Origin of the sequence: Metabacillus dongyingensis, assembly GCF_019933155.2 — a bacterium.
Taxonomy (GTDB): Bacteria; Bacillota; Bacilli; order Bacillales; family Bacillaceae; genus Bacillus_P; species Bacillus_P dongyingensis.
Genome location: NZ_CP082944.1, coordinates 262,501 through 276,943 on the forward strand (window position 1 = coordinate 262,501; position 14,443 = coordinate 276,943).

Annotated in this window: 17 protein-coding genes (1 of these 17 cut by a window edge); 13 read left to right on the forward strand and 4 right to left on the reverse strand. The window is 40.2% G+C overall.

Features of this window, described 5'->3' with window-relative positions; translation table 11 throughout:
• The 4 genes in view from tsaE to tsaD are tightly spaced (at most 13 nt apart) and all read left to right on the forward strand, a layout consistent with a single transcriptional unit that may run on beyond the window.
• Positions 1 to 280, forward strand: partial view of a tRNA (adenosine(37)-N6)-threonylcarbamoyltransferase complex ATPase subunit type 1 TsaE gene (gene tsaE / locus K8L98_RS01515; protein WP_223439029.1) — the 3' portion only. The gene continues 194 nt to the left of window position 1, outside the view; 280 of the gene's 474 nt are visible here — the last part of the coding sequence; its start codon lies beyond the left edge, outside the window; it ends in the stop codon at positions 278 to 280.
• Positions 261 to 950: a tRNA (adenosine(37)-N6)-threonylcarbamoyltransferase complex dimerization subunit type 1 TsaB gene (gene tsaB / locus K8L98_RS01520; protein ID WP_223439030.1), complete on the forward strand. Its 690-nt coding sequence runs from the start codon at positions 261 to 263 to the stop codon at positions 948 to 950. Before tsaE ends, tsaB begins: the two co-directional genes overlap by 20 nt.
• Positions 951 to 963: 13 nt before the next feature.
• Positions 964 to 1,425, forward strand: a complete 462-nt coding sequence (gene rimI, locus K8L98_RS01525) for a ribosomal protein S18-alanine N-acetyltransferase (RefSeq protein WP_223439031.1) — start codon at positions 964 to 966, stop codon at positions 1,423 to 1,425.
• On the forward strand, positions 1,422 to 2,441 hold the full coding sequence (gene tsaD, locus K8L98_RS01530) for a tRNA (adenosine(37)-N6)-threonylcarbamoyltransferase complex transferase subunit TsaD (protein ID WP_223439032.1): 1,020 nt from the start codon (positions 1,422 to 1,424) through the stop codon (positions 2,439 to 2,441). Before rimI ends, tsaD begins: the two co-directional genes overlap by 4 nt.
• 234 nt (positions 2,442 to 2,675) lie before the next feature.
• Here the strand turns inward: tsaD and K8L98_RS01535 are convergent, their stop codons facing one another.
• A complete protein-coding gene (locus tag K8L98_RS01535) occupies positions 2,676 to 4,592 on the reverse strand; it encodes an ABC-F family ATP-binding cassette domain-containing protein (protein WP_223439033.1) in 1,917 nt (638 codons plus the stop codon).
• 153 nt (positions 4,593 to 4,745) lie between these two features.
• On the opposite strand from K8L98_RS01535, the gene moaC reads away from it, so the two are divergent.
• From moaC to tatC, 4 genes are read left to right on the forward strand one after another with little or no spacing between them, the layout of a single operon-like run.
• The gene (moaC, locus tag K8L98_RS01540; protein ID WP_223439034.1) at positions 4,746 to 5,261 is read left to right on the forward strand and encodes a cyclic pyranopterin monophosphate synthase MoaC; all 516 of its coding nucleotides are present in this window, start codon (positions 4,746 to 4,748) and stop codon (positions 5,259 to 5,261) included.
• Complete coding sequence (locus K8L98_RS01545) at positions 5,258 to 5,899, forward strand: redox-sensing transcriptional repressor Rex (protein ID WP_223439035.1); 642 nt, start codon at positions 5,258 to 5,260, stop codon at positions 5,897 to 5,899. Before moaC ends, K8L98_RS01545 begins: the two co-directional genes overlap by 4 nt.
• 17 nt (positions 5,900 to 5,916) lie before the next feature.
• A complete protein-coding gene (locus tag K8L98_RS01550) occupies positions 5,917 to 6,093 on the forward strand; it encodes a twin-arginine translocase TatA/TatE family subunit (protein WP_223439036.1) in 177 nt (58 codons plus the stop codon).
• Positions 6,094 to 6,111: 18 nt separating this feature from the next.
• Entirely contained in the window at positions 6,112 to 6,861 is a 750-nt protein-coding gene (tatC, locus tag K8L98_RS01555) for a twin-arginine translocase subunit TatC (RefSeq protein ID WP_223439037.1), read from the forward strand.
• A 26-nt stretch (positions 6,862 to 6,887) separates the two neighbouring features.
• On the opposite strand, the gene K8L98_RS01560 is transcribed toward tatC, so the two are convergent.
• Both K8L98_RS01560 and K8L98_RS01565 read right to left on the reverse strand, forming a co-directional pair.
• Positions 6,888 to 7,085 carry a YdiK family protein gene (locus K8L98_RS01560; RefSeq protein WP_223439038.1) on the reverse strand — a complete coding sequence of 66 codons (198 nt, stop codon included), beginning with the start codon at positions 7,083 to 7,085 and terminating at the stop codon, positions 6,888 to 6,890.
• A 2-nt stretch (positions 7,086 to 7,087) separates the two neighbouring features.
• A complete protein-coding gene (locus K8L98_RS01565) occupies positions 7,088 to 7,819 on the reverse strand; it encodes a CPBP family intramembrane glutamic endopeptidase (RefSeq protein WP_223439039.1) in 732 nt (243 codons plus the stop codon).
• Between the two features lie 295 nt (positions 7,820 to 8,114).
• Between K8L98_RS01565 and groES the strand changes: the two genes are divergently transcribed.
• Positions 8,115 to 8,399, forward strand: coding sequence for a co-chaperone GroES (groES, locus tag K8L98_RS01570; protein WP_223439040.1), 285 nt, complete (start codon positions 8,115 to 8,117; stop codon positions 8,397 to 8,399).
• A 52-nt stretch (positions 8,400 to 8,451) separates the two neighbouring features.
• Complete coding sequence (gene groL / locus K8L98_RS01575) at positions 8,452 to 10,080, forward strand: chaperonin GroEL (RefSeq protein ID WP_223439041.1); 1,629 nt, start codon at positions 8,452 to 8,454, stop codon at positions 10,078 to 10,080.
• A gap of 488 nt (positions 10,081 to 10,568) precedes the next feature.
• On the opposite strand, the gene K8L98_RS01580 is transcribed toward groL, so the two are convergent.
• On the reverse strand, positions 10,569 to 11,981 hold the full coding sequence (locus K8L98_RS01580; protein ID WP_223439042.1) for a PQQ-dependent sugar dehydrogenase: 1,413 nt from the start codon (positions 11,979 to 11,981) through the stop codon (positions 10,569 to 10,571).
• A gap of 254 nt (positions 11,982 to 12,235) precedes the next feature.
• Here K8L98_RS01580 and K8L98_RS01585 point away from each other — a divergent pair, with 254 nt between their 5' ends.
• From K8L98_RS01585 to K8L98_RS01595, 3 genes are all read left to right on the forward strand, one after another.
• Complete coding sequence (locus tag K8L98_RS01585; RefSeq protein ID WP_223439043.1) at positions 12,236 to 12,901, forward strand: YybS family protein; 666 nt, start codon at positions 12,236 to 12,238, stop codon at positions 12,899 to 12,901.
• Between the two features lie 560 nt (positions 12,902 to 13,461).
• Positions 13,462 to 13,794, forward strand: coding sequence for a nuclear transport factor 2 family protein (locus tag K8L98_RS01590; RefSeq protein WP_223439044.1), 333 nt, complete (start codon positions 13,462 to 13,464; stop codon positions 13,792 to 13,794).
• A 76-nt stretch (positions 13,795 to 13,870) separates the two neighbouring features.
• Positions 13,871 to 14,356, forward strand: coding sequence for a hypothetical protein (locus K8L98_RS01595; protein WP_223439045.1), 486 nt, complete (start codon positions 13,871 to 13,873; stop codon positions 14,354 to 14,356).
• Positions 14,357 to 14,443 lie beyond the last annotated feature (87 nt).

The following is a 14,443-nucleotide window of genomic DNA, read 5'->3' on the forward strand; positions in this document are numbered from 1 at the left end:
TATGAAGGAGTACCGGGACGGGAGACTGCCACTTTATCATATGGACGTATACAGGATGGATGACAGTGATGAGGACTTAGGTTTTGATGAGTTTTTTGAAGGAGAGGGTGTCACTGTTGTTGAATGGGCACATCTTATTCAGGAGCAGCTTCCTCCCGATCGTCTTGGTATTCGTATCCTTCGTGTGGAAGATGAATCCCGTGAAATTATCTTTGAACCTATCGGGGATCACTATTTAGGTATATGTAAGGAGCTTATAGATGAAAGCAATAGCGATTGATACGTCCAATTTGACGCTTGGTGTTGCCATAGTGGATGACATCAAAGTGATTGGAGAATATATAACAAACATTAAGCAGAATCATTCGGTCCGGGCGATGCCGGCTGTTGAATGGCTTATGCAGGAATGCGGGATCAGGCCTGAAGAGCTGGATCGTGTCATTGTTGCTTGCGGGCCTGGATCTTATACCGGCCTCCGAATTGGTGTCAGCATAGCTAAAACGCTTGCATGGACGTTGAATATACCGCTTGCCAGTGTTTCAAGTCTTGAGGTCCTTGCAGCTGGCGGAAGCTATTTTAATGGCTATATCTGCCCAATTTTTGATGCACGGCGCGGTCAGGTGTATACAGGGTTGTATGAGTATGCAGATGGGGAGCTTATTAATAGAAGAAACGATCAAAATCTCCTGCTGTCTGATTGGCTTTCAGAATTAAAAAAGGAAAAGAAGCAAATTCTTTTCATCGGGAATGATGTTAGCTTGCATCAGGAGTTAATCGTTGAAGTCCTGGGGGATCAGGCTGTGATTGCAAGTATGACCGAGCATAATCCAAGACCGGCAATGCTTGGTAAAATCGGTCTGATGAAAGAGCCTGAGGATGTACATACTTTCGTGCCGAACTATATCCGTTTAGCAGAGGCAGAAGTAAAGTGGCTCGAACAACAGAAGTAAGTGGGTGAGAAGGTTGAAGCAGGAACAGGATACAATCAAGATTCGGCTTATGAATGTAGATGATATTGATGATGTTTATGAAATAGAAACGCAATCCTTTGCAACACCTTGGCTGAAGGAATCCTTTCACAATGAATTAACTCAAAATCATTTTGCTAAATATCTTGTTGTAGAATTTGATCAAAAGATTATCGGGTATTGCGGACTTTGGATCATTATGGATGAGGCCCAAGTAACGAATATCGCCGTTTTGCCTGGTTTCAGAGGGAATAAGATTGGTGAGACTTTGCTGAAACAGGCAATCGGAATGGCAAAGGAGTATGGTGCAGGAAAAATTTCTCTTGAAGTAAGAGTCTCAAATCATGTAGCGCAATCTTTGTACACCAAGCTCGGTTTTCAGCCCGGCGGGATTAGAAAACGGTATTATACAGATAACGGGGAAGATGCTTTAGTAATGTGGGTGAATCTAAAATGACAGAAAAAGATCAATATATATTAGGAATAGAGACAAGCTGTGATGAAACGGCCGTATCTATTGTAAAAAACGGGCGGGAAATCATTTCGAATGTTGTCGCTTCTCAAATTGAAAGCCATAAACGTTTTGGCGGTGTTGTACCTGAGATCGCATCGAGACATCATGTTGAACAGCTTACACTTGTGCTTGAAGAAGCGATGGAACAGGCGGAAATGACATTTAAAGACCTGGATGCCATCGCCGTTACTGAGGGACCGGGTCTTGTTGGAGCACTTTTAATTGGAGTCAATGCAGCAAAAGCACTTGCATTTGCCCATCAGCTTCCATTAATAGGCGTTCACCATATTGCAGGGCATATCTACGCAAATCAGCTGATCTCCGAATTGCAGTTTCCTTTGCTGTCGCTTGTGGTATCCGGTGGACATACTGAACTAGTTTATATGAAAGAACATGGATTGTTTGAAGTAATAGGAGAAACGCTTGATGATGCTGCAGGAGAAGCGTATGACAAAGTGGCAAGAACTCTCCATCTGCCTTATCCGGGAGGTCCTCATATAGACCGGATGGCAGCGGAAGGATCTCCAGTCATCAATTTACCTAGAGCCTGGCTAGAGCCTGATTCTTACAACTTTAGCTTCAGCGGTTTAAAATCAGCTGTCATCAATACTCTTCATAATGCAGAGCAGCGAGGTGAAGTGATTGATCCTCATGATTTAGCCGCAAGCTTTCAGGCAAGCGTCATCGATGTTCTTGTCACTAAAACAGCATCTGCAGCTGAGAAATACCAAGTAAAGCAGGTTCTTCTTGCTGGAGGGGTAGCAGCAAATCGCGGTTTAAGAGCAGCTTTAGAAGAAAAGTTTAAAGAATTTAAGGACGTAGAATTACTGATTCCTCCATTATCTCTATGTACAGACAATGCTGCTATGATTGCTGCAGCAGGAAGTGTACTTTATAAAAAGGGCCATAGAGGCAATTTGAGAATGAATGCAAATCCTGGACTGGAATTACCGAGTTAATATGGTGTATTAACATGTTATCCACATGCTGTCTAATAACCTTTTTCAGATTTTAGAAAAGCTTGTTGAATAAGCATTGAATAACCTGTGGACAATGTGGATAAAAAAGCTCTATTTTGTGGATAATGTGAATAAAAGAGTGGAAACCTTATAAAATAAGATTTTTTAGTGTGGATAACTAAAAAACTCAGTGCCATAATAGGCACTGAGTTTTTTAATTTGTGTACAAAGCTGTTAATCCTCCTGAAGCTGTTCCCATTCATTCATTAGATTTTCGAGTTCTTCGTGATAACCGTCGTTTTCTGTGTTTATTTCCTGTACCTTTGTATGATTTTGATAAATCTCTGGATCACATAACAGCTCTTCATTCTTCTCGATCTGCTGTTCAACGAACGAGATTCGCTCTTCTACTTCCTGCAGTCTTCTTTGTTTTTGTCTTGCCAATTTTTTCGCTTCTTTATCTTGTTCATAGGATAGCTTATTTTGATTTTCTTTCGGCTTTAGATCAGGGACTGCATCAAGAGCTGCAAGCTCCAGCTGTTCTGCCTTTTTAGATTGATAGTAATCATAGTCCCCCAGGTATTCATTAACGCCGCTTGCTGAAAGTTCGTATACTTTTGTAGCAATGCGATTAATGAAGTATCTATCGTGGGATACAAATAGTATTGTGCCAGGGTAATCAATCAGGGCATTTTCCAGCACTTCTTTGCTGTCCAGATCTAGATGGTTTGTCGGCTCATCAAGGATAAGCAGATTTGCCTTTTGAAGCATTAGCTTAGCAAGAGCCAATCTTGCCTTTTGCCCGCCGCTTAAAGTAGAAACATTCTTTAAAACATCATCACCAGAAAAAAGGAAATTGCCGAGCACAGTCCGGATTTCTTTTTCATTCAGCATCGGGTATTCATTCCACAATTCATCAAGCACACGTTTATTCGAAGTTAAATTCGCCTGCTCCTGATCGTAGTATCCAATCTTCACGCCTGAACCTATTTCGAATGATCCTTTTAATGGAGCCATCTTATCAATGATTGTTTTTAGAAGCGTCGATTTGCCGACTCCATTTGGTCCGACAAGAGCAATGCTGTCACCTCTTGATATGGAAAAAGAAACGTTTGAAATGATTGGGTCAGAGCCATTATAGGAAACAGCAATATCCTTCGCTTTCAGTACATCGTTGCCGCTTTGCCTTTCAATATCAAAGCGGAAATGAGCTGATTTCTCGTCGCCCTGCGGCCTGTCCATCAATTCCATGCGGTCCAGTTTTTTTCTCCGGCTTTGAGCGCGTTTTGTAGTTGACGCTCTGGCCATATTTTTCTGAATGAAATCTTTTAATTTGGCCACTTCATCCTGCTGTTTTTCGTACAGCTTTAATTCGCGCTCAAAGTTTTCAGCGCTTTGCTCAAGGTAGCGGCTGTAGTTGCCGATGTATTTGATGCTTGTACTCCTGGAGATTTCGTAGACCTGGTTCACTACTTTATCAAGAAAATAGCGGTCATGGGAAACGATTAAAATCGCTCCGCTGTAGCCTTGAAGATATTGCTCAAGCCAGGACAGCGTTTCAATATCCAGGTGGTTTGTCGGCTCATCCAGAACTAATAAGTCAGGACTCGTCAAAAGCAGCTTTCCAAGGGCAAGGCGCGTTTTCTGGCCTCCGCTCAAACGCTGGATAGGAGAAGAGACATCGAAATCCGCGAATCCCAGACCATGAAGAACAGAACGAATATCTGCCTCATATTGATAGCCGCCTTTTTCTTTAAACTCAATTTGCAGACGGTCGTATTCTTTTAAATATTGTTCAAATTCCCGCTTTGCGGGATCTGTATTGGCCATTTTTTGTTCAAGATCACGCATGGATTGCTCCATATCTTTTAAAAATTGAAACACAGAAACCATTTCATCCCAAATAGATAGATTAGATTCGAGACCTGTATCCTGCGCAAGGTACCCAATCGTCACATCTTTTGGCTTGATAATCTCTCCGGATTCGTAAGAAAGCTGACCCGCAATAATTTTGAGCAGGGTTGATTTACCGGCCCCGTTCCGTCCGACAAGGGCAATTTTATCCCGTGTTTGAACTTCAAGTTTGATATTCGATAATATAAGATCAGCTGCAAAATATTTCGTCAGCTGGTTTATTTGTAGCAAAATCATGTATTTTCACCTCAGGCTATGATAATTTAAGTGTAGCTTATAGAAGAGTGAGCCGCAATGATTGTACCTTTCCTGGTGCGAACATTTGTCACAATAAGTAAAAAGACAGATTAGTAAAAATAGTGTATAGTCTAGTATGAGGGGCGTTAAAAGATGTCAAATTTTACTCATTTTAACCAGCAGGGCAGAGCCAAAATGGTTGATATATCGAACAAACATGATTCTGTGCGCACCGCTGTTGCAGTTTCAAGCGTTGTTATGAAGGAACATGTCTATGAACAAATCGTGAATCACAAGCTTCAAAAAGGGGACGTGCTGGCGGTCGCACAGGTGGCCGGCATTATGGCTGCTAAAAACACATGGAATATTATTCCAATGTGTCATCCGATTCCGCTCAAGGGAATCGATATTGAGTTTGAATGGAAAAAAGAAAACGGCCTTTTCCATCTGATGATAGCTGCAGCTGTGAAAACAACAGGAAGTACAGGTGTGGAAATGGAAGCGCTAACTTCCGCTTCTGTCTGCGCCCTGACCGTATATGATATGTGTAAAGCACTTGATAAAGGGTTAATCATCGGACCTGCCTATCTGTCTGTAAAAACAGGCGGAAAAAGCGGGGATTATACACGAGATGAACCTGTAGCTTTGAATGTGGGGGATAGAACGTGAACAACATCGAACAATCGAAAATTCCGCAAGCTACTGCTAAGCGCTTGCCTTTATACTATCGTTTTTTAAAGAATCTGCATGCATCAGGCAAGCAGCGTGTTTCTTCTGCGGAGCTGAGTGATGCTGTGAAAGTGGATTCTGCCACGATCCGCAGGGATTTTTCCTACTTTGGAGCCCTTGGGAAAAAAGGATATGGGTATAATGTTAATTATCTTCTTTCTTTTTTCAGAAAAACGCTCGATCAGGATGAGGTGACGAAGGTTACCTTAATTGGTGTCGGTAATCTCGGCACTGCCTTTTTGCATTATAATTTTACGAAGAACAATAATACGTTAATCTCACTTGCCTTTGATGTCGACGAGAAAAAAATCGGCACTGAAATCGGCGATGTTCCTATTTATAATTTGGCTGATCTTGAAGAACACCTGCCTGAGGATGTGACCGTGGCTATTTTAACGGTTCCGGCACAAGCTGCCCAGCCCATTACGGACAGGCTGATTGCAAAGGGAATTAAAGGAATTCTTAATTTTACTCCTGCGAGATTAAATGTACCGGAGGAAATCAGAATTCATCATATTGATTTAGCAGTAGAGCTGCAATCGCTCGTGTACTTTTTGAAGCACTATCCTAACGCTTAAGAATTGAGGTGAATGATATGCCTAATATCGGTTTTGGAAGTTTGCTGCTGATCGTCTTTGCAGCACTATTAATCTTTGGGCCAAAGAAGCTGCCTGAGCTTGGTAAAGCAATTGGCAACTCATTGCGTGAATTTAAGCATGCAACGAAGGGTCTGGCGGACGACGATGAAGATAAAAAGAAAGAAGAGAAGTAAGATAGGATGAAAGCTGTCATGAAACAAAACGAAATGTCGGTTATCGATCACATTGCTGAGCTTCGGAAAAGGCTGATCATTACAGTCTTTTTCCTTTTCCTCTCTGTGATTGCCGGCTTTTTATTAGCAAAGCCGATTATCATCTATTTACAGCATACGAATGAAGCTCAGAGTTTAACGCTGAATTCATTCCGAATGACCGATCCGCTTATGGTCTATATGCAATTCGCGTTTATCATTGCCTTTATTATTACATCGCCGATCATCCTCTATCAGCTATGGGCATTTGTAAGCCCTGGCCTCTACGAAAAGGAAAGAAGGGTCACACTGAGCTATATTCCAATTTCTATTGGACTGTTTCTCGCAGGCATCAGCTTTTCGTATTTTTTGCTCTTTCCATTTGTCGTGGATTTCATGGAGCGTATGTCCAATGATTTAGAGATTAATCAAGTCATTGGAATCAACGAATACTTTCAGTTTTTAATTCAGCTGACAGTGCCATTTGGACTGCTGTTTCAGCTTCCGGTTGTTATTATGTTCTTAACGAGGCTCGGCATTGTCACACCGATGTTCCTCGTGAAAATCCGAAAATATGCGTACTTCATTCTGCTTGTTATTGCAGCGTTAATTACACCGCCGGAGCTTGTCTCGCATCTAATGGTTTCCGTACCGCTGTTTATCCTGTATGAAATAAGCATTGTTGTCTCAAGGTTTGCTTACCGCAAGGCGCAGCGGACTCAGTTTGAAGAAGCAAATAAAGAAGGGTGATCCTGTCTGCAGGACCACCCTTTTTTTTATTTTTTCTTCGCTTTGACTTTGAAAGAGAGATTGAACATTCTAAATGCGACTCCAAGATCAAACGTCGCGATTAACATCAGCAGGATTGTCGGAAACGACCAAATCCCGCTTTCTGAACTGTTTACGGCGAGATAGGTAAACAGAATACCCATCGCCAAGTAAAAGATCCCCATTGAAATTGGGCTTGTTCTCATGCTTACATGCCTCCAAAAATAAATTGCATTTGTTCTGCCTGTTTCAGCATTTCCTCAAGCTGTTCCCGGTTCGATTGCAGAATGACAACAAACGTATTCATCGCAACATGGGCAAAAATAGGAACCAGGAGACGCTTTGTTTTTACATATAGAAAAGCAAACACAAACCCCATTGATCCATAAAGAAGAAGATGCTGAGGTTCACCGTGAACTAGTGCGAATACAATCGAACTGATCAGTGCCGATAAAAAGAAATTGATGCGCTGATACAAAGCGCCGAATAAAATTTTTCTGAAAATAATCTCTTCCAGGATAGGACCTATGATGGAAGTCACGACTATGAGCAAAGGCGTAACCTTCAATACTTCCATGATGACTTTCGTATTTTCAGATTCACCTTCAATGCCAAATACCTGAATCTCAATATTGGCCGCGATCACCTGAACTGAAAGTGCCATAAACACGCCGCCGACAGCCCATAAGACGGATGGACCAGCGGGAGCTGCATCGCCCCTGAGGTCATTGCTTTTAAAATGGCTGCGGAGCAGAAGAAGTACGATTACAAAGGCAGCTGCAAAGCTGAAAACCGTCCAATAGCCTGATGCTGTAATCTGGGCCATGCGGAGCGATTGATCCTCTCCGACGCCAAGTTTAAGCAGAAGCGGAATGCCGAGAATGCCTGAAAACTGCATGACTATATATGTCAAAATAATAAGCCAGTATTCTTTCTTCAATTGAACGACTCCTTTAACTTGCCGGATGATTTAAGTCAATATAAGCAAAATTTCAGCTAGGCATAATTGTACCATAAATCAGGCAAGATGTAGGAAGATAACGCATATAGGGTATGCAGGAATGGCTATAAACATGTGAAATCGGCATAAGGAAAAGGATTTCAATTTTTTTTAACATATTACTTGAATTTGCACGAGAGATTATATAATATAATACTTGTGTTAGCACTCAAGACATATGAGTGCTAATAAAATGAAAATTTAAATTAATGAAATCTTGAGGAGGTTGTTTCACTTGTTAAAGCCATTAGGTGATCGTGTCGTAATTGAGCTTGTACAATCTGAAGAAAAAACTGCTAGTGGGATCGTACTGCCGGATAGTGCCAAAGAAAAACCGCAAGAAGGTAAAGTAGTGGCAGTAGGTACTGGCCGTGTGCTTGACAACGGTGAGCGTATTGCTCTTGAAGTTGCAGAAGGCGATCGCATCATCTTCTCAAAATACTCTGGTACAGAAGTGAAGTATGAGGGTTCTGAATACTTAATCTTACGCGAAAGCGACATTTTAGCAGTTATCGGCTAATTTATAAAAATTTCCAATATCATAGAACATCATTCTTAGGAGGTAATGGAACATGGCTAAAGACATTAAATTCAGTGAAGACGCTCGCCGCGCAATGCTGCGCGGGGTTGATGCACTCGCTAATGCAGTTAAAGTTACGCTTGGACCAAAAGGACGCAACGTGGTTCTTGAAAAGAAATTCGGTTCTCCGCTTATTACAAATGACGGTGTGACAATTGCAAAAGAAATCGAGCTTGAAGATGCATTCGAAAACATGGGTGCAAAGCTTGTTGCTGAAGTTGCAAGCAAAACAAACGATGTTGCCGGTGACGGAACAACAACTGCAACGGTTCTTGCTCAGGCAATGATCCGCGAAGGTCTTAAAAACGTAACAGCTGGTGCTAACCCAATGGGTATCCGCAAAGGTATTGAAAAAGCTGTTATTGTTGCAACGGAAGAATTAAAAGCTATTTCTAAACCAATCGAAAGCAAAGAATCCATTGCTCAAGTAGCTGCGATTTCTGCTGCTGATGATGAAGTTGGCCAATTGATTGCTGAAGCTATGGAGCGCGTTGGAAACGACGGCGTTATCACAATCGAAGAATCAAAAGGCTTCACTACTGAGCTTGAAGTAGTTGAAGGTATGCAATTCGACCGCGGATATGCATCTCCTTACATGGTAACTGATTCAGATAAAATGGAAGCTGTCCTTGACAACCCATACATCTTAATCACAGACAAAAAAATCACTAACATCCAAGAGATCCTGCCTGTATTAGAACAAGTTGTTCAACAAGGCAAGCCTCTATTATTGATTGCTGAAGATGTTGAAGGTGAAGCACTTGCTACTCTAGTAGTAAATAAACTTCGCGGAACATTCAATGCAGTAGCTGTTAAAGCTCCTGGATTCGGCGACCGCCGCAAAGCAATGCTTGAAGATATTTCAGTTCTTACTGGCGGAGAAGTGATCACTGAAGATTTAGGCTTAGATCTTAAATCTGCGAACATCACTCAACTTGGCCGCGCTTCTAAAGTTGTTGTAACAAAAGAAAACACAACAATTGTTGAAGGTGCTGGAGAGTCTGACAAAATTGCAGGCCGCGTAAAACAAATCCGTGCTCAATTAGAAGAAACAACTTCTGAGTTCGATAAAGAAAAATTACAAGAGCGTCTAGCGAAATTAGCTGGCGGTGTAGCAGTCATCAAAGTTGGTGCTGCAACTGAAACAGAATTAAAAGAGCGCAAACTTCGCATTGAAGATGCATTGAACTCTACTCGCGCTGCAGTAGAAGAAGGCATCGTATCAGGCGGTGGTACTGCCCTTGTAAATGTATACAACAAAGTTGCATCAGTAGAAGGCGAAGGCGATTTCGCAACAGGCGTAAACATCGTATTGCGTGCTCTTGAAGAGCCAGTACGCCAAATCGCACACAACGCTGGTCTTGAAGGCTCAGTTATCGTTGAGCGTCTAAAGCATGCTGAAGTAGGAACTGGCTTCAACGCTGCAACTGGAGCTTGGGTAAATATGATCGAAGCTGGTATCGTTGACCCAACTAAAGTAACGCGTTCAGCTCTTCAAAACGCTGCATCTGTAGCGGCTATGTTCTTAACAACTGAAGCAGTTGTTGCTGACAAGCCTGAAGAAAATGCTCCTGCAATGCCTGATATGGGCGGCATGGGCGGTATGGGCGGCATGATGTAAGGCTTTCCTGAGCCGAACATCTGAGAAATAGTTAATCCTATTTTTCGACCAATTTCACTTAAATTGTGAAGTAGATGTGAAAAACTTATATCAATAGCAATAACCACTTCCTATTAAAATTAGGGAGTGGTTTTTTGTGTTGTTAAAATTTACATATCAGATCTGATCTCATTTCAATTACCCGGAAATCCAATTACAAGGGTTATGAAATCTTGTGAATAAGTGAGAATTCGAGAGATATTCGTACCAAACTGAGGGAGTTTAGAAGGAAGAAAAAATACCAGCTTTTAAAAAACGGTCGTGCATTTATTAAAATGCACGATTTAGTCTTCCGAAATCATCTCGATAAATTTGTCCAACAAATTGGGGGTCCAATTGCTTATCCAAACTATCTCATAAATCTTCAATGCCTTCAGCGTGTTTTTGTTTTGATAAGTTCTTTTGGTAGTAATGCATCGTAGGTATTAAGTCGAATTTATTGTTTTGAATCACGGAATAATTTCAAAAACAGTGCCTTGGTTAAAATCAGTCACTTTCATAGCGCCATATACCCCTAAATATAATCTGGTTTGATTCAGATTCGTTCCTAAACTAACATAATAGGCTGATTGAGACCCAAAATCATAATCGGTTTGTATCACACTAAAATCATTTTGTTTACCATTTGGTCTTACGAAGGTATAAGCTAAACCCCCTCTAACCTGAGGTTGAGATTCTTTCTGGGCAAGATCGGTAAACACAACTCTTCCTGTTAAACCAGGGATTCTGTTCCCCATATATGGCTGGACACCTGTAAGTGCGGTTCCCGCAAACTTATCGGGTCTGGCATCTTTATGAAAATAACTAGTTAAAGGCTGAAGACGACTCCCTGAAAGTGTTATTGCTTCATTGTAATAAGCGATTGTTTTCTCATCCAAAGTTGGATTTATAGTGCAGCCTCTCATAATTGAAGCAGGAAAAGCACCTTCCCAACCTCGCCAGCCAAAGTTAATAATTCCTTTTTTTTCAGGTTCAGAATTCATGAAAGAAGCTTGAATAAGCTGAGTAACCGGTATTGGTTTATAATGAACGAATGAAAAAATTGACTCGACCAAAGCCTGGCCGACATTTCCTGCATATTTAATATACTGATTATTAAATTTTTGAAATGAAATGCCTGGTATATTGCGAACCCCTTTGGCCATCACCATGAGTGTTTCCTGAATAGTTGTGGGAAGTTCATTAAAACGTGTGACAATGGGTGGGTTATTGATGTATGTATTCTTGCCTACATCAATTTCAATTATTTTACCTGCAATTTCTAGATCGTCCTGGCTTAAGTTAAATGGATCATAGGCAGATCCTCCATCTCCGGTTGTTAAAACAAGTTTTCTTGTTTCAGGTGAAAAGTTTAAACTATTGAACCCATTATGAGTTGAAAATGGTCTTTTTAAGTTCAGTAATGTCCGGCGTTTTTGGGGTTGACCATTCGATTGTAAAATCCATTCTTCAATTGTATCAATATGATCATATTGAGTTTCTCTATTTATCCACCTTAGGTTTAAAGTTTTAGGATCACGCGGGTTAGGCTTAAAAGATTCAGGAAGAGCACCTGGACCTTGTGTTCCAGCTACTGAATAATGAAGATAAAACAGACCGTTATAATAAAATTCTGGATGAAACGCTAGCCCTAGCAACCCCCGTTCATCATATCCACCACCAGAAGCACCTAGTTTTACGATTCGCGGGCGAATATCTAAAAAAGTCCGTATAACTCCGTCTCTTACGTAAAAAATCTCTCCTACCTGGGTTGCAATAAATAATGTTTCTTTTGAGTCACCCGGAAGTATCGCTGTTTTCAAAACAGTCGGTAAATTCACCTTGCTTACAATAGGCCGTAAACTAACCTTAACTTTTATCAATAAATTTTACACTCCTTCTAAGTTTTCTTTTATAAGAATATGATTAGAGCTGTTTTATTAATACCGAATTAGGGCCGATGAATCTAACAAGGAATAGACCATTTTTCACAACAGCGTTGGAGGAATCGAGGCGGCCATAAAAAGGACTATAATTTCATAAATCAATTATCTAAATAGTTGATAAACATACAGTGATTTTTACATAAAACAGTGAATAGCATAAGGTTAGTTTAGTATTGTTGGAGGTGGGATTCATGAAAAGGATAAAAAGGAAAGCCGTACAGTATTGGCAGCAGCCTTTCTTTGGAATCAAACACGATTTTATGGAATTGTTGCCTACCACCAAACTAATACTTACCGCGATAATAAGCTCGTTTGCAGCCATATTCCAGTCAGCAGGGGGATATATGCCCGGCATCGGTTTTTTTGTAAGTGCCATGACGACTTTACCAATATTTTTAGCAACGATTGTATCCGTCAGGCACGGAATCCTTTCCTATTTTGTTACGATCCTCCTTTTATTGTTTATCCAGCCTAGCGAACTAATTATTTTTTCCTTCACAACGGGTATTCTCGGATTGGTACTTGGTGCTTCCTTCTATAAGTCGAAAACAAGATTTTTGGTTGTTTTCTTGGCGGGAGCTGCCTTATTTATGGGAATCATTACGATTCTTTTTATTTTCCGTTTTCCTGTGTTAGGACCAGGTGTTGGTGCGTCTTTTCATTTTCATTCTTTATTGCTCGTAGCGATATTCAGTATTCCATATGCATGGATAGCAGCAGAAGCTTGTTCGTTTACTCTGAAACGATTGGCTCACACCCTGCCGGATAGAGTAATCAAGTCGACATCTGACCAGCAGGAATTGAACCATCTTAAGGATGGTTCAGCTAAGAAAGAAAATGTCGAAGCGAAGAAATAGAGCCGAAGCGGATCTGCTTGGGCTCTATTTCCTTTGATACTATAAGTTAAATGGTTGGTTATAAAGAATCGAAATAGGAGTTGTTCGATCATATATACTCCTGGAGCACCAGTTGATTCAGCTTCTTTTCATAGAGAATGGGGACAGCAATCTGTATTCTTGTTTAACTATACCAGCTAATAGTTTGTCGTATGCATGCTAACATTTTGCTAACGCAATCCCATGAAAAACGGAAAATTCTCGTTAAAGATGTTACACCTCAGATTAAGAAAAACATTCTTGAGAAATAATTAGCCTATTTCTCACCCAATGTTCACTTCCTTCTGGGAAGTAGTAATATAACTAATTTATACCTATAACAAAAACCACTTCTCTATAAATTTGAGAAGTGGTTTTTTTGATGTGGACGTTTTATTTTAAATCCAATATTGAAATCCTATAAGTTTTCCCAAATGTGAAAAGATGGAAATACACTCCTCGAATGTGTACAATTAAACTAGCTTTATAGTTATAGCGGGATAGTGCATTTGTTCCATGCTTAAGTTGTTAGGAGGCATTCTATGTTTTTTTTCAAAAAGAAAACGCAAATTTCGGAGCAAAAAGTGAGAGAACTCATTCAGCGGTTAGAAGCTGCCTACACAGAAAAGGATATAGAGAAATTGAAGAAATTGTTCCATCCAGATTATCGCGATATCTCCTTTTTAAACCATTTTACTTTGATGATGAATTTTCAAATTTACAACATTCAATCTGAAATTATGAAGATTGAAATATTAAATCTATCAGATGACGAAGCGACATTTACCTACACTAGAAAACACATATACACGTGCGTAAATCAAAACGAAGAAAATGGAGAAAATCCAAGCCACAAGTTATTATATCCAAACTAATAGAGAGACTAACTCAATCTGGATTACAAGATTCTCAAAATACAGCGAATTATTTTTGGACAACGAAGGAGAAATCTTGCCGCATGAGAAGGCAGTAGTACCATCCAGTGCACAATTTTTTGAGAATATGAAACGGTTTATTGAGTCGTTTCAGCTAGATGGTTTCAAACCGGCGACGTATCTTCTTTATAATGATAGTGAATTTATAGGGTATTATCCCGAACTAGAACGTTTTTCATATAAAACAACAGAAAAATTTACGATTGATTATTTTATAGAGATGGATGCGGCTTCCGTGGAAGAGCATACGGAAATATACATACGGGAGAATAGCTTGGAATATAGCGATGTCATAGAAATAGAAGGGAATTATTCTATTATCGAAACGAAATTTATTAGTAATTCTCGTTTGCAGCATGAGCTAGTACTAAGCATATTGGCACCTGACGGTTTTTTTATGATTCGCTATTTAAAAAATAATAACAGTCCCGTGGATCAACAACTGCGGCAGAGATGGATTGATCAAATGGCGGCAGCAACTTCTTATCTTAATCCTAATTGAACAAAGTTTTTATTGATTTCTAGGATTATAAAAGTTTGAGTATTTCATCAGTTTACTGAGAGCTGGAATCACATAATGAAATGAAAA